At 48.0% G+C, this 23,299-nt stretch carries 26 protein-coding genes and 1 tRNA gene; 13 read left to right on the forward strand and 14 right to left on the reverse strand.

Features of this window, described 5'->3' with window-relative positions:
• Nucleotides 1-48 precede the first annotated feature (48 nt).
• The 3 genes from B153_RS0109275 (at nt 49) to B153_RS0109285 (ending at nt 2,596) form a co-directional block, all read left to right on the forward strand.
• Nucleotides 49-1,290: an aspartate kinase gene (locus B153_RS0109275; RefSeq protein ID WP_020596422.1), complete on the forward strand. Its 1,242-nt coding sequence runs from the start codon at nt 49-51 to the stop codon at nt 1,288-1,290.
• 101 nt (nt 1,291-1,391) lie between these two features.
• Nucleotides 1,392-1,694: a Dabb family protein gene (locus tag B153_RS0109280; protein ID WP_020596423.1), complete on the forward strand. Its 303-nt coding sequence runs from the start codon at nt 1,392-1,394 to the stop codon at nt 1,692-1,694.
• An 80-nt stretch (nt 1,695-1,774) separates the two neighbouring features.
• Entirely contained in the window at nt 1,775-2,596 is an 822-nt protein-coding gene (locus tag B153_RS0109285; RefSeq protein ID WP_020596424.1) for an aminotransferase class IV, read from the forward strand.
• Here B153_RS0109285 and bioD read toward each other — a convergent pair.
• From bioD to B153_RS0109300, 3 genes are all read right to left on the reverse strand, one after another.
• A complete protein-coding gene (bioD, locus tag B153_RS0109290) occupies nt 2,561-3,199 on the reverse strand; it encodes a dethiobiotin synthase (protein ID WP_020596425.1) in 639 nt (212 codons plus the stop codon). The genes B153_RS0109285 and bioD overlap by 36 nt on opposite strands.
• A 3-nt stretch (nt 3,200-3,202) precedes the next feature.
• Nucleotides 3,203-4,381 carry an aminotransferase class I/II-fold pyridoxal phosphate-dependent enzyme gene (locus B153_RS0109295; protein WP_040761138.1) on the reverse strand — a complete coding sequence of 393 codons (1,179 nt, stop codon included), beginning with the start codon at nt 4,379-4,381 and terminating at the stop codon, nt 3,203-3,205.
• Nucleotides 4,382-4,566: 185 nt separating this feature from the next.
• Nucleotides 4,567-5,598, reverse strand: a complete 1,032-nt coding sequence (locus B153_RS0109300; RefSeq protein ID WP_020596427.1) for a quinone oxidoreductase family protein — start codon at nt 5,596-5,598, stop codon at nt 4,567-4,569.
• 155 nt (nt 5,599-5,753) lie between these two features.
• On the opposite strand from B153_RS0109300, the gene B153_RS0109305 reads away from it, so the two are divergent.
• The 3 genes from B153_RS0109305 to B153_RS0109315 are packed head-to-tail and all read left to right on the forward strand — an operon-like array spanning nt 5,754 to nt 7,625.
• A complete protein-coding gene (locus tag B153_RS0109305) occupies nt 5,754-6,275 on the forward strand; it encodes a GNAT family N-acetyltransferase (RefSeq protein ID WP_020596428.1) in 522 nt (173 codons plus the stop codon).
• On the forward strand, nt 6,272-6,691 hold the full coding sequence (gene ybeY / locus B153_RS0109310; protein WP_020596429.1) for an rRNA maturation RNase YbeY: 420 nt from the start codon (nt 6,272-6,274) through the stop codon (nt 6,689-6,691). Before B153_RS0109305 ends, ybeY begins: the two co-directional genes overlap by 4 nt.
• A gap of 4 nt (nt 6,692-6,695) precedes the next feature.
• The gene (locus B153_RS0109315) at nt 6,696-7,625 is read left to right on the forward strand and encodes a polysaccharide deacetylase family protein (RefSeq protein ID WP_020596430.1); all 930 of its coding nucleotides are present in this window, start codon (nt 6,696-6,698) and stop codon (nt 7,623-7,625) included.
• A gap of 4 nt (nt 7,626-7,629) precedes the next feature.
• Here the strand turns inward: B153_RS0109315 and B153_RS0109320 are convergent, their stop codons facing one another.
• Nucleotides 7,630-8,406, reverse strand: a complete 777-nt coding sequence (locus B153_RS0109320; RefSeq protein WP_020596431.1) for an SDR family NAD(P)-dependent oxidoreductase — start codon at nt 8,404-8,406, stop codon at nt 7,630-7,632.
• Between the two features lie 66 nt (nt 8,407-8,472).
• On the opposite strand from B153_RS0109320, the gene B153_RS0109325 reads away from it, so the two are divergent.
• The 3 genes from B153_RS0109325 (at nt 8,473) to B153_RS0109335 (ending at nt 11,394) form a co-directional block, all read left to right on the forward strand.
• Nucleotides 8,473-9,645: a nitrilase-related carbon-nitrogen hydrolase gene (locus tag B153_RS0109325; RefSeq protein ID WP_020596432.1), complete on the forward strand. Its 1,173-nt coding sequence runs from the start codon at nt 8,473-8,475 to the stop codon at nt 9,643-9,645.
• Between the two features lie 197 nt (nt 9,646-9,842).
• Entirely contained in the window at nt 9,843-10,571 is a 729-nt protein-coding gene (locus B153_RS0109330) for a ferritin-like domain-containing protein (RefSeq protein ID WP_020596433.1), read from the forward strand.
• 13 nt (nt 10,572-10,584) lie between these two features.
• A complete protein-coding gene (locus B153_RS0109335) occupies nt 10,585-11,394 on the forward strand; it encodes a ferritin-like domain-containing protein (RefSeq protein ID WP_020596434.1) in 810 nt (269 codons plus the stop codon).
• Nucleotides 11,395-11,472: 78 nt separating this feature from the next.
• Here B153_RS0109335 and B153_RS0109340 read toward each other — a convergent pair whose 3' ends face one another.
• Entirely contained in the window at nt 11,473-12,390 is a 918-nt protein-coding gene (locus tag B153_RS0109340) for a PfkB family carbohydrate kinase (protein WP_020596435.1), read from the reverse strand.
• Between the two features lie 39 nt (nt 12,391-12,429).
• Nucleotides 12,430-13,626 (reverse strand): hypothetical protein, encoded by a 1,197-nt coding sequence (locus tag B153_RS0109345; protein ID WP_026262020.1) that lies wholly within the window; start codon nt 13,624-13,626, stop codon nt 12,430-12,432.
• A 257-nt stretch (nt 13,627-13,883) separates the two neighbouring features.
• Here B153_RS0109345 and cysS point away from each other — a divergent pair, with 257 nt between their 5' ends.
• The 3 genes from cysS (at nt 13,884) to B153_RS0109365 (ending at nt 16,952) form a co-directional block, all read left to right on the forward strand.
• Complete coding sequence (gene cysS, locus B153_RS0109355) at nt 13,884-15,377, forward strand: cysteine--tRNA ligase (RefSeq protein WP_020596438.1); 1,494 nt, start codon at nt 13,884-13,886, stop codon at nt 15,375-15,377.
• A 105-nt stretch (nt 15,378-15,482) separates the two neighbouring features.
• A complete protein-coding gene (locus B153_RS0109360; protein ID WP_026262021.1) occupies nt 15,483-16,508 on the forward strand; it encodes a M28 family peptidase in 1,026 nt (341 codons plus the stop codon).
• A 3-nt stretch (nt 16,509-16,511) separates the two neighbouring features.
• Nucleotides 16,512-16,952 carry a hypothetical protein gene (locus B153_RS0109365; RefSeq protein ID WP_020596440.1) on the forward strand — a complete coding sequence of 147 codons (441 nt, stop codon included), beginning with the start codon at nt 16,512-16,514 and terminating at the stop codon, nt 16,950-16,952.
• Nucleotides 16,953-16,987: 35 nt separating this feature from the next.
• Here the strand turns inward: B153_RS0109365 and nadD are convergent, their stop codons facing one another.
• The 7 genes from nadD to B153_RS0109400 all read right to left on the reverse strand — a co-directional run bounded on the left by nadD (nt 16,988) and on the right by B153_RS0109400 (nt 22,531).
• Nucleotides 16,988-17,560 (reverse strand): nicotinate (nicotinamide) nucleotide adenylyltransferase, encoded by a 573-nt coding sequence (gene nadD, locus B153_RS0109370; protein WP_020596441.1) that lies wholly within the window; start codon nt 17,558-17,560, stop codon nt 16,988-16,990.
• Nucleotides 17,561-17,676: 116 nt separating this feature from the next.
• Nucleotides 17,677-18,276 (reverse strand): guanylate kinase, encoded by a 600-nt coding sequence (gmk, locus tag B153_RS0109375; protein WP_020596442.1) that lies wholly within the window; start codon nt 18,274-18,276, stop codon nt 17,677-17,679.
• A gap of 92 nt (nt 18,277-18,368) precedes the next feature.
• On the reverse strand, nt 18,369-18,611 hold the full coding sequence (locus tag B153_RS0109380; RefSeq protein ID WP_020596443.1) for a hypothetical protein: 243 nt from the start codon (nt 18,609-18,611) through the stop codon (nt 18,369-18,371).
• A 123-nt stretch (nt 18,612-18,734) separates the two neighbouring features.
• A complete protein-coding gene (locus tag B153_RS0109385) occupies nt 18,735-19,442 on the reverse strand; it encodes a sigma-70 family RNA polymerase sigma factor (RefSeq protein WP_020596444.1) in 708 nt (235 codons plus the stop codon).
• Nucleotides 19,443-19,688: 246 nt separating this feature from the next.
• Nucleotides 19,689-20,186, reverse strand: coding sequence for a hypothetical protein (locus tag B153_RS0109390; RefSeq protein ID WP_020596445.1), 498 nt, complete (start codon nt 20,184-20,186; stop codon nt 19,689-19,691).
• Between the two features lie 73 nt (nt 20,187-20,259).
• A complete protein-coding gene (locus B153_RS0109395; protein ID WP_020596446.1) occupies nt 20,260-21,060 on the reverse strand; it encodes a (Fe-S)-binding protein in 801 nt (266 codons plus the stop codon).
• A gap of 94 nt (nt 21,061-21,154) precedes the next feature.
• Nucleotides 21,155-22,531: a 4Fe-4S dicluster domain-containing protein gene (locus tag B153_RS0109400; RefSeq protein WP_020596447.1), complete on the reverse strand. Its 1,377-nt coding sequence runs from the start codon at nt 22,529-22,531 to the stop codon at nt 21,155-21,157.
• Nucleotides 22,532-22,657: 126 nt separating this feature from the next.
• Between B153_RS0109400 and B153_RS0109405 the strand changes: the two genes are divergently transcribed.
• Nucleotides 22,658-22,730: transfer RNA gene (locus B153_RS0109405), tRNA-Phe, on the forward strand.
• A gap of 278 nt (nt 22,731-23,008) precedes the next feature.
• Here the strand turns inward: B153_RS0109405 and B153_RS34915 are convergent.
• Nucleotides 23,009-23,299 (reverse strand): transposase (locus B153_RS34915; RefSeq protein ID WP_020596448.1); only part of this gene is annotated, 291 nt, incomplete at its 5' end.

The following is a 23,299-nucleotide window of genomic DNA, read 5'->3' on the forward strand; positions in this document are numbered from 1 at the left end:
AGTCATTCTTTCACGCATTCACTCTTTCGCTCTTTCTATGTATCCAATATGAGAATTTTCAAATTCGGAGGAGCGTCGGTTAAAGATGCTGCCGGCGTTCGAAACCTGGCTGACATCGTTAAAGCACAGGCAGAAGACGCACTCGTTGTGGTATCGGCGATGGGCAAAACCACCAATGCCCTTGAAACGATTGTCCAGGCGTATGTTCGACACGATACGCAAACCCTGCAAGCGACTCTTAAAACGGTTTCCGAGTACCATCAACACATCATGGATGAACTTGGGGGCGACTTTCCGGCAGCCAATCAAACTCTGAACGGTTTGAAAGCGATGGTCACCCAGCCGGCAACAGGCTCGTACGACGAAGTTTATGACCAGATCGTTTCGCTTGGTGAAATCATATCGACCCAAATCGTAGCTGCGTATGTACAGCAGCGTATTCATACGGCCCGCTGGTTCGACGCCCGCCAGCTTGTACGAACCGATAATACCTACAGAGAAGGCCGGGTCGACTGGGCGAAAACCGGACAGTTGATCGAACAGGCTATTGGTCATAAAGGCATCAACATAACGCAGGGGTTTGTTGGCCAATCGGCCGATGGGCATACCACAACGCTCGGCCGCGATGGTTCTGACTACTCAGCTGCCATTTTTGCCTATTGCCTGAATGCCGAAAGTGTAACCATCTGGAAAGATGTACCGGGGGTATTGAATGCCGACCCGCGCTGGTTCGACGAAACAATCCTGCTGGAAAAATTAACCTACCAGGATGCTATCGAGCTGGCCTATTATGGTGCCACGGTCATTCATCCGAAAACGATCAAGCCCCTGCAAAACAAGGGGATTCCCTTGTATGTACGCTCGTTTCTGGACCCATCAGCAGCCGGTACGGTGATTGGCAACTTCAAACAATCACTCTCTACCCCTTCGTTCATCTTTAAAGTAAATCAGGTTCTGATTTCGTTGCACCCGAACGACTTCTCATTCATTGCTGAGGATAATCTGAGCCGGATCTTTGGCCGATTTGCGCTGGCCGGGGTTAAGATCAATCTGATGCAGAATACAGCCATTAGTTTTTCGGTTGTTGTCGACAACAACCCAGATCGGGTACCAGCTCTGCTAGACCAGTTAAAACAGGATTTTCGGGTTAATTACAACGATGGCCTTGAGTTGATCACCATCCGGTATTACGACCAGCGCACAATAGACCGGGTCTTGCTCAATAAAAAATTGCTTCTGGAGCAGAAAAGCCGTTATACAGCGCAATTGGTGGTTCGAGATTTGGGATAAGGGCAACGTTCAGCCTAATGCAAGTGATGAACTATTGAGTAGCTTACAGCGGGGCTAGTAGCATACGTATATCTTTCCGGGAAAAAACATCTTTCTTTTCTATGGTCAAATCAAAGCGAATCCGCCATACGGTTGTGTTCAAACTAAAACACCCCGGCGGTTCTTCGGAAGAACATGATTTCTTAACCAGCGCCCAGTCGCTCGCATCCATATCGGGTGTGGAAAACTTTGAGCTACTGAAACAGATCAGCCCTAAGAATCCGTATGATTGGGGCATATCGATGGAGTTTGCTTCGCAGGCGGTATACGACCACTATAACAACCATCCCGACCATGTAGCTTTTGTCGGGAATCGTTGGCTCAAAGAGGTTGATAACTTTCTGGAGATTGATTATCAGCTTTGATATTGGCAGCTTTCAGGCTTAAACAACCTATATAATCCTTGTGGTTGTTATCTTTGACATCAGGGAAACATCGTCTGCTTATGTATTTCGGCTATTTCAACGGCACTATTGCACCAACCGACCAGCTTGCCGTCGGCGTTACTGATCTGAGTTTGTTACGTGGCTATGGCCTGTTCGATTATTTCCTGACGTATAACGGCCGTCCGTTTCAATGGGATTGGTACTGGGAGCGCTTTCAGAACTCAGCCTCCCGGATGCATCTGCCGTTGCCGTTGGGTAAAGAAGAAACCTACAGCATTCTGATGAAGCTGATCGAGCGAGCTGGCGGACAGGATGTCGCGTTTCGCTTTGTGATGACCGGGGGCTATTCGCCCGATAGCATCACCATCGATAAACCTAACCTGCTAATTCTGACCGAGCCCATTCATCCTGTGCCGCCTATCCAGTACGAGCAGGGCATCAAAGTGATTCTGGATGAGTATGTCCGGGAAATGGCCGAAGTAAAAAGCACTGATTACAAACGGGTGATCCTGATGGCACAAGCCATAAAATCGGCGGGTGCGTCGGATTTGCTCTATCAGAAAGGCGGCCAGATTAGCGAACTCAGCCGGAGCAATTTCTTTCTGGTCAAAGGCGACCGGCTCATCACACCCAACCAGCATATTCTACACGGCATTACCCGCCGAACCATTATCCAACTCGCCCAGACCGATTTTCGGGTTGAAGAGCGGGCACTACTCCTTTCTGAACTCTACGATGCCGACGAAGCTTTTACCACCAGTTCGACCAAAAAGGTGCTGCCCATTGTACAAATCGGTGAGTTAACCATTGGCGATGGCTACGTTGGCCCCAAATCCAAATTCCTGCTAGAGCGATTCAACGATCTGATTAAGAGTTGGTAACAGTGAGTTTGCGTATTGGCTGATAAGGGCCTTAGTCATCGCTGGCTCTTCGCCAATCCGACCCAGGCACGCTAAACCTGTGTAATTTAAAATAAACGTTTCCGTAGCCAGAACCGTAGGACCATTGAACAGAATACCCAACAGGTGGATACCTCGGCGCTGGCAGGCTTCGACCGATAGAAGTGTATGATTGATACTACCCAGGTAATTCCGGGACACGAGTAACACTGGCAGACCCAATTCTTCAATCAGATTGATATTCAGCACCCGGTCATTCAGCGGAACCATCAGACCACCCGCCAGTTCCACAATCAGATTGTTGGCAGTTTGAGGTAACTGGATGTGCTCCAGGTCAATGGTTACGCCATCCAGTTCGGCGGCTGCGTGCGGAGATAACGGCTGCGTAAGTCGATAGGCTTCTGGATGAAAAACGGATTGGGGATTCGAAATCAATCGACGGACCGTATTTGTATCCGAATCCTCCAAAGCACCTGATTGTATAGGTTTCCAATAATCAGCCTGTAAAGCTTCGACCAGTACGGCCGAAGCGACCGTCTTACCAATTTCGGTGCCAATACCGGCCACAATGCATTGAAAAGGCATAGACTAATTTGAATTTGTAAGCGCTAACGCGCGCTGTAAACTGGTAATAAGTAGGTCTATTTCGTCCGTTGTGTTGAACGCATGCAGGCATAAACGCAACCGCTCCTGCCCCACCGGAACCGTCGGACTAAGTATGGCCCGCACATCCAACCCCGCCTGCTGTGCGTCGCTAGCTACCTTCCGGGCCTGATCGTTACCTGGAACCAACAGACACTGAATGGGTGACTGGCTTTCTGTCCAATTACTGCCTGGCAAGCGTTCACTAAATTGCTGACGAAAATAATCAAGCCGTGCATAGAGTTGATCCTGTGCCTGAGTATCCGTTTGTAGTTGCTCATGGGCACATTGAATAGCCAGCAGGCTATGGGGAGGTAGAGCCGTTGTATAGACAAAGGAACGGGCAAAGTTGATCAGATAGTCACGCAGAATGGTCGGACCAACAATAGCAGCCCCATGCACACCCAGGGCCTTCCCGAAGGTATGCACACGAGCCAGAACCCGATCCTGTAAGCCCAGGGCCACCACCAGCCCTTCCCCATTCGGGCCGTATACACCCGTAGCATGCGCTTCGTCAACCAATAACGCAGCACCGTAGGCAGCACATAGGTCAGCTAGTTTCTCCAACGGCGCAGCATCACCATCCATCGAATAAATCGACTCGACAGCAACGAAACTTTGTCCGGCTTGTCTGTTCAGGCTAGCCTGTTTTAGCTTTTCTTCCAGATCGGCCAGATCATTATGGCGGAATCGATGGCGGGTAGCGTAACTAAGCCGTGCGCCATCGATCATACTGGCATGGATTAACTCGTCGGTCAGCAGCGTATCACCTGCTTTAGGCAGACAGGCCAGCAAACCCAGGTTCGCATCGTAGCCCGAGTTAAAAATCAGCGCGGCTTCTGTTCGATAAAATGTAGCCAGGTTATGCTCTAATTGATCGGCCAAAACCGTTTGTCCAGCCAGCAGCCGGGAGCCCGTAGCCCCAGTCATGGCCTCGGTATGGGTCAAATCCGCTTGTTGAATGGCCTTTTTAAGTTCGGAAGAACGGGCGAATCCCAAGTAATCGTTCGAGCAAAAGTCAACAAGTCCATCCGCCGTTTTGAGCTGGCGCAGTAAACCACTTTGCTGATACGTCGCGAGTCGATCGGCTAATGTCTGGGCAATTGAGTGGGTCAACGTGAGCATAGCCGCAAAGGTAAAACGACCTTCGGAAAGGATCGTCACGATCTATTCTTTCCCGCTAAAAATGTGAGTAACACAATAGTTATCCACAACTACTATGTGGATAACTATATCAATAAATTGAAAAAATGATGATTTGAGCAAACTGGCGGCAAAACTTATCCACAAAGGTCCATGACCTAACGTCCTCAATGCGCAATCGATAAGACCAGTTTACCAAACTGCTTCCCGCTATCCATCTTATTCATAGCCAGCTGAGCCTCAGCCAAGGGCACGATCTGGTCAATAAAAGGTACAATCTGTTTATCATTGACCAGAGCGATCATATGGGCGAATTCGGGTTCTGTACCCATCGTTGTCCCGAAAATCGACAATTGTTTAAAGAATACTTTTGGCGGTACTATATCGGTAATGTTACCTGTAGTTCCGCCAAAAAAGGCAATCCGTCCACCCGGAGCGGCTATATCGATCAGTTTGGCAAAGCTGGGGCCACCAGCACTGTCGATAATAACGTCGAAGTAACCGCGTCGGCCACCACCCGTTTGGGCCATAAGCGTTTTATGCCAATCAGGTTGTCGGTAGTTTATGCCACCAGCGATACCTGAATTTTGTACCCTGGCCAGTTTTTCGTCGGAACCTGAGGTTACCCACACTTCAGCACCAGCCGCCACAGCAAACTGCATGGCCATCAACGCAGCCCCTCCCCCAATGCCCGTTACCAGAACTTTTTCGGGAATACTGGCCGTGTTCGTATGCAAACCTGCGCGGGTCATAAGTGCCCGCCAGGCGGTCAGGCCAGTCAGTGGCAGTGCAGCCGCTTGCTCAAACGAAAGATGGTCGGGCTTATGGTGGATGTATCGGATATCGACAGTAATGTATTCAGCAAAGGTTCCATTTTCCGGCATACCCAGTATCCGAAAGTCATCCCCATAAAATCGGGGGTTGTCGCCCCAATGCATAGCAGGATTGATAACAACCGACTGGCCTCGCCAAACCCGGTCGACACCTTCACCCACTTCTTCCACCACACCGGCACCATCAGATCCCAGAATTACGGGCAATTTTATACCCGGATACAAAGCTTGCTGAATAAATACATCGCGATGGTTTAAGGCAGCTGCTTTGAGCTTTATCAGAACCTGTCCTGGCCCTGCAACCGGAACCGGAACATCTATTAACTGAACGGGCTGATGCGTTTCGGCAAGAAGAATGGCTTTCATTGGCTTATTTGACATGAAGTTGTGATACAATAATTGACCGTTTACTTTTGCCTGACAGAACTAGTCATTGAGGGGTCATTCGTTGCCATTAGCAGTCGTTCATTGCCTAGACCTGATAACAGCGAACGACCAATGACTATCTATGACAACCGTGTATGCTAACCTATCGAGTGGCGACTGCTGACGATGCCGAGTCCATTGCACAATTACATAGCCTCAGTTGGCAGCAAAACTACAGAGGTATTTTTACAGATAGTTACCTGAACGGTCCCGTTCTGGATAATCGTCGGTCTGTTTGGCAAAGCCGCTTAAGGCAGACATCACCCGATCAATACGTTATCGTTGCCGAAGATAAGGCAAAAATTTGCGGCCTCGCCTGTGCGTATGCCAATAACGACCCTGTTTGGGGAACGTTGCTGGATAACCTGCATGTTCATCCCGACTGGCAGGGTAAAGGCATAGGCGCTGCCCTTATGAAAACTACGGCTCACTGGGTGCAACAGTATGCCCCCGAATCGGGGCTGTATTTATGGGTGCTGGCCGGTAACATCAATGCGCAAAAATTTTACAACCGTATGGGTGGAGTCAACGCCGAACAGGCTTCTCTGCCTAATCCGGACGGAAATTATTCCGATTGCTTTCGGTATGTGTGGGCCGATCTAACCAATTTACTATGATTCGATTTTTCAATGAGGATGTTCCTTATAAACTTCCTCACAAACAAGGAATTCGCCAATGGCTGAAACAACAGGCCCAACAGGAAGGCTATACTATTGGCGATCTGAACTACATATTCTGCTCGGATGAGTACGTACTCCAAGTCAATCGGGATTACCTCCAGCACGACTACTATACCGACATTATCACCTTCGATCAGAGTGAAGAAGAAGAGAAACTAGAGGGGGACATTTACATTAGCGTCGATCGGGTGGCTGATAATGCGGCACAGTTGGGCATTCCGGCCGAGCAGGAAATGCTCCGTGTATTGGCGCATGGGTTACTACACCTCTGTGGTTATGCTGACAAAGGCGCTGAAGAAGAGATTCAGATGCGGAAGAAAGAGGACGAATGGCTCCATCACTATACCGCCTGATTCCATGCGACTGCTTATCGGCTCCCTGCTATTACTGACCCTAACGGTGAAGGCTCAGAAGCGTATGGTTATCACCATCGATGATCTGCCAACGGTATCGACCTTCTATAAGACCCCACTGGAGAAACAGCAACTGACGCAAAAACTGCTCGCTCACGTTACATACGCCCACGCACCGGCTATTGGGTTTGTCATTAGCGGTTTACTACAATCGGCCAACCGACCCGATACGGCCCAGCTTGCGCTTCTTCAACAGTGGCTGGATGCCGGTCTGGAGCTAGGCAATCATACCTTTGCGCATAAGGATTACAACCTGATTCCGTTCAGCGAGTCAAAGGCGGATGTGATACAGGGCGAGTCGATTGTAAAAAACTTTGTTAAGAAACAGGGAAAGCCCTTTCACTATTTCCGCCATCCTTACCTACGCAAAGGCGATACAATGGCCAAAAAAGATTCACTGGAGCATTTTCTTCGCCAATGGGGATACCGTGAAGCGCCCGTTACAATTGACAATTCTGACTGGGTATATGCCCGCGCTTACGACAATGCTCTAAAGGTACACGATGCAACCCTGCTGGCTCAGGTAGGCCAAAGCTACGTTTCTTATATGCTCAATTGTGTGGCGTATTATGAAGCGCAAAGTATGGCCTTATTTAATCGGCCGATGGCTCAAGTCTTACTCATTCATGCCAATTCCATCAATGCCGATTTTCTGGGTAAACTGCTTGGTGAGCTAAAAAACCGAGGGTATTCTTTTATCACGCTCGATGAAGCCCTAAAGGATGAAGCCTATCAGTCTGCAGATACCTATACGGGCAAAGGTGGAATCTCCTGGCTGCATCGCTGGGCACTTACCAAGGGCAAAAAAGGAGAATTTTTCAAAGGCGAGCCGGAAGTTCCGGCTACTATCGATGAACTGGCCAATCGGCAATGACAAGTTATCCGGCCGTCAGGCCACCATCCAACTGAATGGCCTGACCAGTGACGAATTCGTTTTCATCTGAGCAGAGCCAGAGAATAGCCTGTGCAATCTCTTCAGGCTCACCAAGCCGACCAATCGGAATGCGCCGACGCATTTTCTGTTCCATGTCGGGAGCCGCCCGGAAAAGGTCATCGACCATGGCAGAATGCGTGTAAACCGGACAAACCGCATTGATGCGGATGTGTTGCCGGGCATATTCCAGCGCAGCCGTTTTGGTCAGGCCAATCACGGCATGTTTGGAAGCACTATAAGGGGCCCCCATTGGCATACCACGCACCCCAGCAATACTCGATACGTTCACGATTTTACCTCCGGCTGGTCGACCAACTTCCCGTTGTTTTAGCATCTGCCGAATCTGTGCCTGCATACCATAAAACACCCCGCCGACATTAACAGCCATTATCTGGTCGAAATCTTCCTGCGTATGCTCCAGCAATCGGCCATATTTTCCGCCGATCCCCGCGTTGTTTATCCCGATGTCCAGTCGACCGTAGTGGTCTACCGTTTTTTGTACAGCCGCTTCCAGTTGTTCCGGATTGGCCACATTGCAGGCTACAAACAGGGCACCGCCACCAAGTCCTTGGATTTGATCAACCGTTTTCTGACCATTGACCGGATTTATTTCGGCTACAACTACCTGTGCTCCGGCTTTCGCAAAGGCTAAGGCTGTGGCCCGGCCTATGCCCGAACCGGCTCCGGTGATGAATGCGATCTGATCGGTAAATGATGCCATACTTGCTGATGTCTTTCGTATCGGACTAGCAAAATAGTGCTATTTTGTGCTTTATTTTTCTACTCTATGCCATCTGCCGTTAAAAAAATCAGTATCGCCTTACTCGTGGTTTTATCCATTGGATGGCTAGCTATTTTAAGCTGGCATAGGTGGCTTATGGGCGATCCTGCCATTATCCTAAAACCATCGACAGCCGCACAGCATATTGCCCACATCGAACGGATTGGTAATCGATCTGAACGTGGGAATCTGCTGGGTATTCAACCCTGGATGGAACCTACCGATTATCAGAACGGACTAACCTTTCGGCAAAAACTGGAGGGGTATCTAAAGACGGCTCAGGATAGTGGCCTTCTGGTTCCCGGCAAAACCGTTGCTATTTTCCCCGAATATATAGGCACATGGCTGGTGGCTGCCAATGAAGCGGATCGTGTATATAAGGCGAAAACCATTCAGGAAGGGTTAACGGCCATGACCCTGACGCACCTGCTTCCCTTCTGGCAAGTATACCGAACGATTCCTGATACGGTTGGTAACAAAACCAATTACGCCATTTTTGCCATGAAAGCTCAGCAAATGGCTCAAGACTACCAGCTTACGTTCGATATGCTGGCGGCTCAGTTCAACATAACGATTGTAGCCGGTTCTATTCTGCTGCCTGAACCTACTGCTGAGCATGGAAAACTACGGGTTGGCAATGGGCCACTCTACAATGTATCGGCTGTATTTCACTCCGATGGCAGGCTCGACCCACAGCTTATCCGAAAAGTATTTCCTATTGCCGACGAGCTGCCTTTCGTCTGTCCCGCCAAGGCTGCCGATATAGCCGTTTTTGATGTTCCCATTGGTCGCCTGGGCGTATTGGTTTGCGCCGATTCGTGGCATTCGGCAGCGTACAAAACGCTGAAACAAAAAGGCGCTACCATATTGGCCGTTCCTTCGTATTCAGCAGGCGATACCATCTGGAAAACAACCTGGCATGGCTATAGTGGCACACCAACCCCCGCCGATGCCCAGGCCTCAGTCGGCAAACTGACCGAAGGGCAAGCCTGGCTGACGTATGCCATGGCCGGTAGGGCTACGCCAGAAGCAGGGATTACAAAAGGAATGAACGTTTTTTTACGCGGTAAACTCTGGGATTTAGGGACCGACGGTACTACAATTGTTGTGCAGGACAGCACTACGACAAAACTAACCCCTGCAGCCAATGGTGCTACTTTAACGTGTTTATGGCTCTAAATCATTTTGCACTTTTCTAACAAGTTTTCCATATGATCTATAACCATATAACTCATTATTAAGCAATTGCTCGTCAGACGGTTTAGGACTTATAGTTTTTCTTAAAAATTTACAAATCTTTCCTCAACAGACCTCCGTAGGTATTGGCGTCCTGGTTGATACATGACCGGATTCTATCACCTAACATTATTTACTCAATGGAAAACATTACGAATCGGCCCGAAACGACAACTTCGGAGATGGCGTCCAGCCGTCGGTCGTTTCTGCGAGTAGCGGGGGCAGCGGCTGTAACAGGCGGTCTACTTACAGCCTGCTCCCATGCAGATGACAACTATCTAATTCCTTCTGGTAGCGCCCGTGCTGCTGGCGATACCGTCAAATTACCCACTGGGGATGTTGGTATTCTTGCCTTTGCTTATGTGCTTGAACAATTGGAAGCTGCTTTCTATGAAATGTTGCTGGCCAAGCCCTACCCCAATATGTCGTCGTCTGACCGGCAGCTCTGGACCGACATTCGCGGCCACGAGATTATCCACCGCGAATTTTTCAAAGCCGCTTTGGGTGGAGCCGTGCCAACGCTAACGTTCAACTTCAGCAGTATCGACTTTAATGATCGCGCTGCCGTACTGATTGCTGCCGAAGCCTTCGAAAAAACCGGAGTAGGCGCCTATAATGGAGCAGGCAAATACATTAAGGATGCTGGCTATCTGACATTGGCAGGTAAAATTGTTTCGGTCGAAACCCGTCACCATTCCATTCTTCGCGAACTACAATATCCTAAATCGGATGCGTTTGCTGGGCCAACGATCGTTACCAGCGATACAGGTTTACACCTGGCCTACGAGCCAACCTATGTGTTACCTATTGCTCAGAAATATATTCTTGAAACCATCGACGCAAGCGCATTAGTAAGCAGCCTCGCATAAACCACTTTACTCCATGAACTTACAGAACTTACTCAGTGATATTGAGAAAGTGGATGGCGAAATTTTTGACCGCCTTGCCCACGTCTCGCGTCGGGGACTTTTTAGTTCGCTGACCAAAAAAACGATTGCAGCCGCTGCACCAGCCATTATGGCTTCGGCTTTAACCAAAGCGTATGGCCAGTCGAGCAGTTTGCCACAGAATGTAAAAGATGTTCTGAACTATGCGCTGACCTTAGAATATCTGGAATATCGTTTTTACGACACGGCCAATAACCTGTCGATGATTCCGAACGACTATAAAATGGCTTTCGAAGTCATCCGTCGCCATGAGCAGGTACACGTGCGTCTGCTGAAAAACGTTCTGGGAGCCGATGCGATTCCTGAGCCTAAGTTCGACTTTTCGGCCAAAGGAACCTTCACGGATACCTTCAGCAATTTCCAGACCTTCGCAGCTATTGCCCAAACGTTTGAAGATACGGGTGTTCGGGCTTACAAAGGCCAGGCCGCTAACCTGATGAATGCCCCCGCCATCCTTCAGGTAGCGTTGCAAATCCACGCTACTGAAGCCGCTCACGCTGCCAATGTTCGTTACATTCGGAACCAGAAAGGCTGGATCACCGGCGGAACGGCTGCTATGCAAGGCTTACCTTCGGTAGTCAATGGCAGCTATGCAGGCGAAGATAATGTTACCCAGGGAGGGGTTAATCTGGTGTCAGCTCTGGCTGGTGATAACCGTATCACAGCCGATATGATCACCCAGGCTTTCGACGAGCCTCTGGATAAGAATACGGTGGTTGGTATTGTAACGCCTTTCTTCGCGTAAGGCTTACAACCTACTAAAATCAGAAAGACCCGCCCTAGCCAGGTGGGTCTTTCTGATTTTCATGGCTTCACGTTTACTTTATTCTAAACCAAACGCCGACAGCGCCACAAACTGACTTACCCGCGCCTGAATTTCTTCCTGAGTCAGATTCATAACACGTTCGGTACCAAACTTCTCTACGCAGAACGAGGCCATAGCCGACCCGTAAATGATAGCCCGTTTCATGTTATCGAACGAGGCATCATCTGTTTTGGCAATGTATCCGATAAACCCACCGGCAAACGTATCACCTGCTCCCGTCGGATCGAATACTTCTTCAAGCGGCAAGGCAGGGGCAAAGAAAATTTTACCCTCACCAAAGAGCAGGGCTCCGTGCTCACCTTTCTTGATAATGACCGTTTTAGGGCCCATTCTCTGAATTTTAGCAGCCGCTTTTACCAGCGAATACTCATGCGTCAGCATACGGGCTTCTTCGTCGTTCAATACTAGCACATCGACCCGTTTGAGCAGATTCAGCAGATCGGCATTGGCAATCTCGATCCACAGGTTCATGGTATCCAGCACAATCAGCTTCGGGCGGTTGTGCAGCCGATCTATCACCAGTCCCTGAACAGCAGGTGAGGTATTCCCCAGCATCAGATAGTCGCAATCCTGATACGAATCGGGAATGATGGGGTTAAAATCGCCCATTACGTTCAACTGCACTTCCACCGTATCGCGGGAGTTCATGTCGTTGTGATACTTACCCGACCAGAAGAATGTCTTCTCCCCTTTTCGAATTTCAAGCCCTTCAGTGTTTATACCATGCTGATGCAGATCGTCAATCATGGCTTGCGGAAAATCGTCACCGACAACGGCCACCAGATTATTGGCGTTCACGAAGTAAGAAGCCGAAAGAGTGATATACGTAGCAGCACCGCCAATAATCTTATCGGTTTTGCCAAAGGGGGTTTCCAGCGCATCGAATGCTACGGAACCAACGGTCAGTAAGCTCATATTTTGTCTAGTTTTTTCGTTTAGGGTTTTCACTCTAAACTATTTTTTCCGCCCAATTACCGGGCAACGTTTAAATGGTTTGGTGTCGTCGAATAATTTCCGGTAGGTAATGTGGGTTTTGACGATTTTCGAACCGAGTTGGCTCACAAAACGCACCATAATCGGGTTGAAGTCACCTACCCAGTTCATTTCCAGCTCGGTATACTGAAAGTTCGGATTGTGATCGGCTTCGTGTGGCATCCGCAAAGCAATAGCCGCTTCAACACCTTTTCCCTGATGCTCGGGCGCTACGCCAAACACCACACCAAACGCTTTGTGGTTCGTTTTCATGAGCATATGCCATAAAAACTTCAGTTTCCCGATCAGATCAAGTTTTCCGTTTACGTGTTTGAAGACCTGGTTGAGTTCGGGTAGGCAAACAAAAAAAGCTACTGGCTCACCCAGATAGTAGGCAAAGTAGATGATCTTTTCATCGATAACCGGCTTCAGCTTCTTCATCAGTAACTGAGCCTGCTCTGCCGACATTTCTTTCACGCCACTATGTCCGCCCCAGGCTGCATTGTAAATATGCCGAAACTGCTCGGCCGCTGCCGGAAGGTCTTTCTTGTCAATCGTTCGGAACGTATAGTCTGGATTTTGGTAGATCCGTTGCGCCCGGTCTTTTACCGCCTGCGACATGTCGACCAGTTTCGACCAGGTGGTTGGAATCCCGAATGTAAACTGTTTGAAATAATCCTGAAAACCGTATTTTTCGAAGAATGGAATATAGTAGGGTTTTGTATACGGCATACAATAGTTGGGCTCCCGATCAAACCCATCGACCAGTAACCCCCACCAACGGTCGCGGTCACCAAAGTTGATCGGACCATCCATTGCCTCCATCCCCCGGCTTTGCAACCACGCTTTACCGGCATCAAACAGCATAAACGCAGCCGACTGATCGTCGATACATTCAAAAAAGCCGACTCCACCAGTAGGTTGCTCATTATCCAGGTTCGCCAGTTCGTAATCGACGAAAGCAGCTATACGCCCGATGGTTTCACCTTTATTGTTGATGAGCAGGTACCGAATACACTCACCCCGCTCAAACCGCTTATTGCGAGCTGGGTCGAATACCTCTTCGACATCGGCATCCAGCGGCCGAATCCAACAAGGCTCATTCCGATAAAGCCGTACGGGAAACTGAATAAATTCTTTCTGGTATTGGGCATTGGAGCCCACCTCAACTACCTGCATTCCTGACTGTAAGCGGGTCGAATTACCCATTAAAAACGCGAATATAACCAAAAGCTTTGGGTAGCCGTGGTAGGTTGTCGTTTTCCGCCGAACAATCCGTAACTTCGCCAGCATAAAACATATGCATTCCTGCCATGCAGCCTAAAGGAAACTTCTTTTTATCGGCCCACTGTTGTTGTTGAACCCAACAGCCGCTCGTATGGAGCCATTTGGCCCAAATTCCTTTATTCTGTATTCCTGAAACAGTCGATCTAGCAATGCAACCGCTTCACCTGTACAATACTCTTTCGCGTAAAAAAGAATTATTTGAGCCGCTTAATCCACCTTATGTGGGTATGTACGTCTGCGGACCAACGGTTTACAACTATGTTCACCTGGGCAACGTACGCACGTTCCTGACCTTCGATACGCTCTACCGTTACCTGACCTTTATCGGTTATAAAGTTCGGTATGTCCGCAACCTGACCGATGTTGGGCATCTGGTTGGCGATGGCGATGAGGGCGAGGACAAAATTGGCCGGATGGCAAAGCTCGAAAAGGTAGAACCGATGGAAATTGTTCAGCGATTTACGAACGATTTCCATAACGTAATGGCGCAGTTCAACACGATTTCGCCTAGCATCGAGCCTACCGCAACAGGCCATATGGTCGAACAGATTGAGGCTGTTCAAACGCTCCTTGCGAAGGGACTGGCCTATGAATCGAACGGGTCGGTATATTTCGATATCGATGCGTACAACCAGCGTGGCGGTAACTACGGCAAGCTTTCGGGCCGCATTCTGGACGATCTGCTCAACGAAACCCGCGAGCTAGATGGCCAATCAGAAAAACGGAGTCCGTTGGATTTTGCCATCTGGAAAAATGCTTCTCCCGAACACATCATGCGCTGGAACTCGCCCTGGGGAGAAGGTTTCCCGGGCTGGCACCTCGAATGCTCATGCATGAGTATGAAATATCTGGGTAAGCAATTCGATATTCACGGTGGGGGTATGGATTTAAAATTCCCGCATCACGAATGCGAAATCGCCCAGGGCGATGGCCTGACGGGTGTTGAGCCGGTTCGCTATTGGATGCATTCGAACATGCTGACGGTAAACGGACAAAAAATGTCCAAGTCATTGGGTAACTCATTTCTTCCCGCCGAGCTGTTTGCCGGGAATCACCCCTTGCTCGATCAACCCTACAGCCCAATGACAGTCCGGTTCTTTATGCTTCAATCGCATTACCGCAGCACGCTCGATTTTTCAAACGATGCACTCAAAGCGGCTCAGAAAGGCTATCGTCGACTGGCTAATGGCTTACGAATTGCAAAAACGTTGACCTACCAACCCGCTACAGATGAATCGGGACCGATCAGTGAAGATAAACAACAGGATATTCGGCAGGCGGTTCAGCAGTTTTACGATGCCCTAAATGATGATCTCAATACGGCTGTGGGGATTGCCCAACTATTCACGTTGCTGAAATACATCAATATGCTGTATCTGAATCAGCTTCAGTCAGCCACATTGGGTGAAGAGGTTTTTAACCTGCTGAAAAGTTCGTTTGTCTCGTTTATGCAGGATGTTCTTGGACTTACCGAAGAAGGGTCTTATAACCAGTCTATTCTGGAAGGATTATTAACCCTCTACCGCGAGTACAAAGAGCAGCGTCAATACGATAAGGTCGATCAGATCCGCACTTATTTTAAAGCCCAGGGCCTGGCCATCAAAGACATGAAGCACCAGATCGACTGGGCCTATGAAGAGTAAAAGGTCATTTTTTGCCATCAATAGTCATCGTGTCATTGACTACGATCAACGACCAACTAGCTTATGACTATAAATGACCATAAAATGACCATTAATGCCTACAAAATGACGAAATCCATCCTTGCTTATTCGATAGCCCTTACGCTATTGACTACCAGCGCCTGCAAAACAAAACAGTCGCAGAGTGATACAACCCAGACGACCGAACAAAAAACCGTATCAGCACCTGCTTTCAACGCCGACTCGGCCTACACCTATATTGAAAAACAGGTGGCCTTTGGTCCACGCGTACCCAACACACCCGCTCACACCCAGACCGGCAATTATCTGGTCACAAAGTTGAAGCAGTTCGGCTGTGAGGTTACCCAGCAATCGTTTGTAGCCACTACCTGGGATGGAAAAAAGCTGAATGCGCTCAATATCATCGGTAGTATTAACCCCAAAGCCACAAAACGGATAGTACTTGCTTCGCACTGGGATTCGCGCCCACATGCCGATAATGACCCCGACAAAGCGGATCAAAATAAACCCGTTACGGCCGCCAATGACGGAGCTAGTGGCGTTGGGGTATTGCTCGAACTGGCTCGCACCATTCAGCAAAGCAATCAGAAACCAACTGAGGGCATCGACATTATATTCTTCGATGCTGAAGACTGGGGAAATGGGGAAAAAGCCAGCAATGATTTTGAACAGGCCAGTGGCAATCAGTTCGACTATATAGGCTTCTGTTTAGGTTCACGCTATTGGGCAAAAAACCTTCATAAACCGGGTTATTCAGCATACTACGGCATTTTGCTGGATATGGTCGGAGCCAAAGGGGCTACGTTTGCGAAAGAAGGCCTATCGATGCAATTTGCACCAACTGTAGTCAACAATGTGTGGCAAACAGCCAGTAACGCCGGGTATAGTCAGTATTTCGTTGATACCCCCGGTGGGCAAATTACGGACGACCATGTAGCGCCGAATACAATCGCCAAGATTCCGATGATCGATATTATCCATACCAACATCGGTACAGGTGGTTTCTTTCCGGGCTGGCATACGGCCGAAGATGATATGCGTAGTATTGATAAAGGCACGCTGAAGGCTGTTGGGCAAACCCTTCTGCAAGTGCTTTATAACGAAGAATAAACCATGAGCGAACGCGTGAAGACCGGGCTGGCGAACCAACCAAAGAGCGACTATTGGCGTCAAAGCCTATTCTGGTTGTTCAGTATACTCTTGGCAGGAATTACTGGATGTAGTTCAGCACCGGATCAATTTGGCAAGCTGGATATAAAAAAATGGCGGGGCGACCGGGGCGGTTGTAATGGCGTTCGGGATAGAATCCTTCCCGATTTCAAAGCCGAAATTCAACACCTGAAAGGCAAATCGGCCAACGAAATCGGTGAATTACTCGGTCGGCCGGACATAAACCAGATTGCCGACCGCAACCAGAAGTTTTACATCTACTTTCTGGAGAAAGGCCCTCAGTGCGATCAGGCTGGAGCCAAATCGAACAGCCGGTCTGTAGCGATTCGTATGAGTGCGATTGGGCTGGCAACAGAAGTTACGTTCCAGAATGGGATACCATAACGTGGACAAGATGCTGGTACGCCAGCCCAGGCACGTTACAAATAAAACTTTTTTCGTTCGATCATCTCTTCTACCACGTCCGGCACCATGTAGCGGATAGACCGGTTGGCCCGGACGCAATCCCGGATAAACGTAGCTGATATATCCAGCAGTGGCGCGTTTATTACCCGCACATTCGCATGGGTTTTGAAAGGGCTTTCTATCGCGCGTGGTCGTTGGTACACGTATAGGCCATAATACTCCAGAATCTTGTCGTAGTTTTTCCAGTTGGCGAATTGCTCCAGATTATCCTCACCCATAATCAGCCGGAAGGTATGTTGCGGATACTTTTCACTAAGCCGAACGAGCGTGTCGATAGTATAGCTGGGCCGAGCCATAGAGAATTCAATATCGGTAGCTTTCAGACGACTATTGTCAGCAATGGCCCGCTCCACCATATCAAGCCGATCGAATTCATGCAATAAGCTTTTTGTCTTTTTAAACGGGTTCTGGGGCGACACCACAAACCAGACCTGGTCCAGGTCAGTGGTCGTTGCCATTGTATTGGCAATAATCAGGTGCCCAACATGAATTGGGTTGAACGAGCCAAAGAATAAGCCAATTTTCATTGTATTTGTAGTGTTGTAGTAATAGGAGCGAGGAGTGAGTAACAGGAGTGGCTGACGCATCAGTAAGTTGCGTGCGTCAGCCACTCCTATTACTCACTCCTCGCTCCTATTACTAATTAAATCATTGTCCCCTTTGGGGGAACCTGGTTCTTCTGAACAAAATCATCGACGAGTTTCTGGGCTTTCTGTAGGGAGGTTTCAAGCTCATCATTCATGAGAACTACATCGAACCGATCCTGGAAGCTCATTTCAAAATGCACTTTAAACAGTCTTCGAGACAAGCTTTCTTCCGTTTCAGAACCACGACCAATCAGCCGCTGGCGCAGGGTTGCCTCATCCGGCACCTTGACAAATACAGCCAACGCCTTATCGCCGTAATAGTTTTTCAGTTTTAATCCCCCCTGAACGTCCACATCGAATAGGACATGCTTGCCACTAGCCCAGACACGTTCAATTTCTGACTTAAGTGTGCCGTAAAATGCCCCGGTATACACTTCTTCCCATTCCACGAATTCATCGTTATCGATTCGCTGTTTAAAATCTTCCGGTGTCAGAAAATAGTAGTCTTTTCCGTTTTCTTCACTACGGCCCCGACGGTCGCGCGTGCATGCCGAAATGGAAAAGCCGAGATTGTTGTTCTCGGCCAGCAAGTGCTTAACGATGGTCGTTTTTCCGGAACCTGATGGAGCCGAAAAAATAATCAATTTACCTTCCAAGTGATGACTGGTTTACGGTATAAAATTAATTAGGGTAATTAAGACTGCTTTACTAAGCTTCGCCTTAATTACCCTAATTGCTACGGTCACTACTAACTAAAACTTAGAATCCGGGTCTTAATGGTTGCCACCAATTGCTCAGGGCAACATCTTTTTTCTATGCGCTTAGTCAACAGCTCTTTCACTTCCTTTTCGAGTTGATACATCTGAATACAGGGCTTGCACGACTCGAGATTCGCTTTTGCTCTGGCAAGCTGTTGTTCGGTGGCTTCTCCATCCAAAATCAACTGAATTAGCTTCAGGCAGTCAGCCCGGTGACTGCAATGTTCTTTCATCTCTGGCTTAGTGCCTGACGAGGATGGTAACGGCGTTTGCATTGGAAAAATTTTATTAATTCCAAGAATAATAATAACTAAGAGTTATCAGCAGAACCAAAATTGACTTATAAAAAGTTCGGTTTATTCGTCATTTTCTTCCTTGTACCCCATTGAAGAAGCGTAATCACGCAATTTCTCTTTCAGCAGGTTACGAGCGCGGTGCAAGCGGGAACGAACAGTGCCAATTGGAATATCCAGAATCTTGGCCATTTCCTCATATGTGAATCCTTCAATATCACAAAGAATAATGACCGTACGGAAATCAACAGGCAGCGAGTTCAGAGCCGTTGCTACTTCATCGCCAATTAAATCAGAAACGGACTCAGCCCGCAGGTCGACCGTATGTTCAGATTCGGCATCTTCAGAGTTATAAGTCGTTTCAACGTCCTGATAATCTACTTTAGCCGGTTCCTTACTTTTCTTCCGATAATCGTTGATGAAACTGTTCTTCAAAATCCGAAACAGCCATGCTTTAGCGTTAGTTCCTTGCTCAAACGAGGAAATGAACCGAAACGCCTTCAGATAAGTGTCCTGCACCAGATCGTTCGCATCGTCCTCATCCATTGTCAGACGAAACGCGAAGTTGTACATGGAGTCAATGTGTGGCATAAACTCCTTATTAAAGATCTGGTACTTCTGCTCTTCAGAATAGCCACGAGCAGGCGCATTAGCCTCTGGCTGTTCGGCAGAATCGCTGTCGGGTAAAAATTGATCCGGTTCGGTCGGTCCGCCGATGCGGTTCCGGTCGCTGGTTGGCGTATCTGACATAACTTCGGGAATAGTCGCCATAAAAGTAAGAGTTAATTGCCGTTTCCAATCGGCAACACTCAACGAATTCGATAATTACCCGATCCAAATCGCTGAGTTTTTTAAAAATGACTGCAAAAATTAATCCTTTGTTCAAAAACAGCGGATAAAAATGACTATTTATGACGATTTGGCAGGAACGATTCAGAACCTGACAACGTTAAAGCCGACCGATCAATGCATATACACGTTTTGATCGGTCGGCTTTAACGTTGTTTTCTTTACCAATTAAGCAGTAGCGGGTTTAAAATAGCGCTTGAGCCAGGAGTTGGCGGCTGGTATCTGCCAATCTGCCAAAAACTCTGCTTTTGTTTTTACTAATGTATTGATAACGGTCGTGTCAGGTGTCAGTAAGCCATCAGCCACCGCTCGTTTGATAGCTGGCAAAGCAATCGTCTGTAGAGCCCCTTCAGCCGACAGAATAGCGGCCGAACGATCAAACCAATCAACGCCAACCTGCTGCCCAATTTCCTGCAATGTGCGAACAGACGAGTCGATTGAGCAGCCACTAGGTAAAGTAACCCCTTCATCAACCCCTACCACAATGAACCGATTCTCGATCACTTTCGCGGAAGACAGCAGCGGTTCACCATGGGCCGCCCATTGGTTTAAGGCGGTTTGCAAAGAGACCTCAATCGTTTTCACTTCTTCATCCGTCAGGGGACGATTTGCCTGGTATATCCATACACGGGCATGGTCGGGCAGTTTGTCGAAATCGATGTACATAATAAATCAATGTAGTATGCCTGATAAAGGATGAATTGTCAAAAATAATTCATCCTTTATCAGGCTCAAGCGATCAAAGACCCTGTTTCTGAGCGATCAGTTCCGCAACGTCATAAACACGAACCGAATCTTCACGATTCTTATTCTTGACTCCATCCGACATCATTGTCATACAAAATGGGCAAGCCACAGCAATGGTATCGGCTCCTGTGGCCAGGGCTTCTTCTGTCCGCTCCACGTTCACATCTTTTTTTCCGGGTTCAGGCTCCTTGAAGTATTGGCCCCCGCCAGCTCCACAGCATAGCCCATTGGCTTTCACGCGCTTCATCTCTACCAGATCAGCATCCAGAGCCGCCAAAACGTCACGGGGTGCTTCATAAACCTTATTGGCCCGACCTAGATAACAGGAGTCATGAAATGTGATTTTACGCCCCTTAAATGACTGCCCGTCTTTAACCGTAATCCGACCTTCATTAATAAGCCCTTGAAGAAACTGCGAATGATGAACGACTTCGTACGTACCACCTAAATCAGGATATTCGTTTTTGAGCGTATTAAAGCAATGGGGGCAGGCTGTTACGATTTTCTTAACGTTATAGCCATTTAGTACCTGAATGTTGGATACGGCCTGCATCTGAAATAAAAACTCATTCCCGGCCCGGCGCGCAGGGTCACCTGTACAGGATTCTTCGGTGCCCAGTACAGCGAACTTGATGCCTACATGATTCAGAATACGAACAAACGCGATGGTGACCCGCTTGTATCGGTCATCAAATGAACCCGCACAACCTACCCAGAATAAAATCTCCGGCTCTTCACCAGCTGCAGCCATATCGGCCATGGTAGGTACTTTATAGTTTGTTTCGGTTGACATAATTCTGTGATAATTGGCTACGGTCTCCGGTTTACAAAAGGCTGATGCAAAAGACTATTCAAACATAGGCCAATGTAAACCGATGTCTCAAACCCTATTTAACTTCATTTACTTGATCGGCCCAGTTGAAGCGATCGCTGGGTGAAAACTTCCAGGGGGCCATATTATTTTCGATATTACTGAACATGGCATTCCAGGACGCGGGTGCCTGCGATTCTTCCATAACCCGATACCGACGCAACTGAAGAATGATATCCAGTGGGTTGATATTTATTGGGCAGGCATTTACACAAGCCTGGCAGGTTGTACAGGCATTCAGTTCTTCGGCGGTTATATAATCGTTCAGCAGCGACTTATCATCTTTATAATTATACCCGTTTGCTTTCCAACCCTGCTGAATTTCTTCGAGTCGGTCGCGGGTATCCATCATGATCTTACGTGGCGATAGTTTTTTGCCTGTAATATTGGCCGGACACGCGGCCGTACAACGCCCACATTCTGTACAACTATAGGCATTCATAAGGTTGATCCATTTCAGATCCTGCACGTCTTTGGCTCCGAATCGGCCTACTTCGGCAGGCTGTTGACCATTATCGTCGGTTTGTGCGCCATCGGTTCCGGTGGTAACTGGCAAACCCAGCGACAGTTGCACTTCTTTCGTTATTTCGGGCATGTTCTGTATCTCGCCTTTGGGTTTCAAGTCCGAGAAGTAGACGTTCGGAAAGCCGAGCGCAATGTGCAGGTGCTTTGAATAGGTAACATAAACCGCAAAAGCCATAATCCCTAAAATATGGAACCACCAGGCTACACGCTCATAACCAACTAAGGCCGTATCGCTAAAATTGCTAAAAAGTGGCTTCAGGTACTGGCTAATCAGAAAATCAGGAACAATACCCTGCAAGGCAGCATAATGCCCAACTCCCCTATCCCGTAATACACTATCAGAGGCATTCCAGGTCAAAAACGCAATCATGAGCAGAATTTCGGCTATCAGGATAATAGCTGCGTCGGTACGTGGCCAACGGGTCATTTCGCGGTGCCGTTCTGGTTGAAAGCGGCTTACTTTCGCAACAAACCGACGGCATAAAAAGACAACGCAAACAGTCAGCACCCCAACCGCCAAGATTTCGAAAACACCAATTAAAAAAGGATAAACGGGTGCAATAAACGGAGCAAACAGACGGTGTGTGCCTAGTACACCATCGAGCACAATTTCCAGTACTTCGATATTTACGATCAAAAATCCGGCATAGATTACGAAGTGCATTAGGCCCACCAATGGGTTGGTAAACATCTTTTTTTGCCCAAAAGCTACCAGCAACATCGTCTTCAACCGCTCATCTGCGTGGTCGGTTCGGTTTTCAGGGCGTCCTAACCGGATGGCACGGCTGATATGCTGAATTCGTTTGGTTATATACCAGGCAGTGGCTATTAACGCCCCTACAAACAAAATTTGCTGAATAATTTCCATATAGTTAGGCAGCTTTTTTACGCTGATTATCAGAAGGATACTGCTTACGCCACTTCGTTAATTAAAAAAAATACAGGCAATGTATTGTAAAACAAATATCAAAACGTACTTTTGCACCCACGTTTAGGTGATGTAGCTCAGTTGGTAGAGCAAAGGACTGAAAATCCTTGTGTCGGCGGTTCGATTCCGTCCATCACCACCTGAACCTGAGGCAGTTACGACCAAAAGTTGTAACTGCCTTTTTATTTGGTACAATAATACGGTTTTGCAAAGTCTTCATAATTGACTGATTAGTACCCCATAATAACTATCGTGACGGCCATTCTTCCCTGCTTCATCCAATAGCATAAATACACAACTATTGGTCAATAAAGAATTTTCTTATCCCCTTCTCTGGTGTCAGCTGCGAATATAATGCTTTTGCCCTTATTAGTATGCATGCATACTAATTTTTTACCCTACTTATAGACCTGTGAATTAACTTGTAATGAAGCCTATTTCCTTTTTTTGGAAGAAGGCCTGCACCAGCTTTGGATTTTCTTCCAAGCGTTTGATTTGTTCCAGAACCGCTATGGTCAGTTCGTCTAAGTTGGTAAATACCTGATTTTTTAAGCTTCGCTTTAGGTGACTCCATACCAACTCAACTGGGTTGAGTTCTGGACTATAAGCTGGTAACCGCTCCAGATGAACTCGACCCGCTTTATCAGTTAACAGATTCTTAACAGCTTCGCTGCGGTGGATAGCTGCGCCATCCCAAATCACTAACAG

Source organism: Spirosoma panaciterrae DSM 21099 (genome assembly GCF_000374025.1).
Lineage (GTDB): Bacteria > Bacteroidota > Bacteroidia > Cytophagales > Spirosomataceae > Spirosoma > Spirosoma panaciterrae.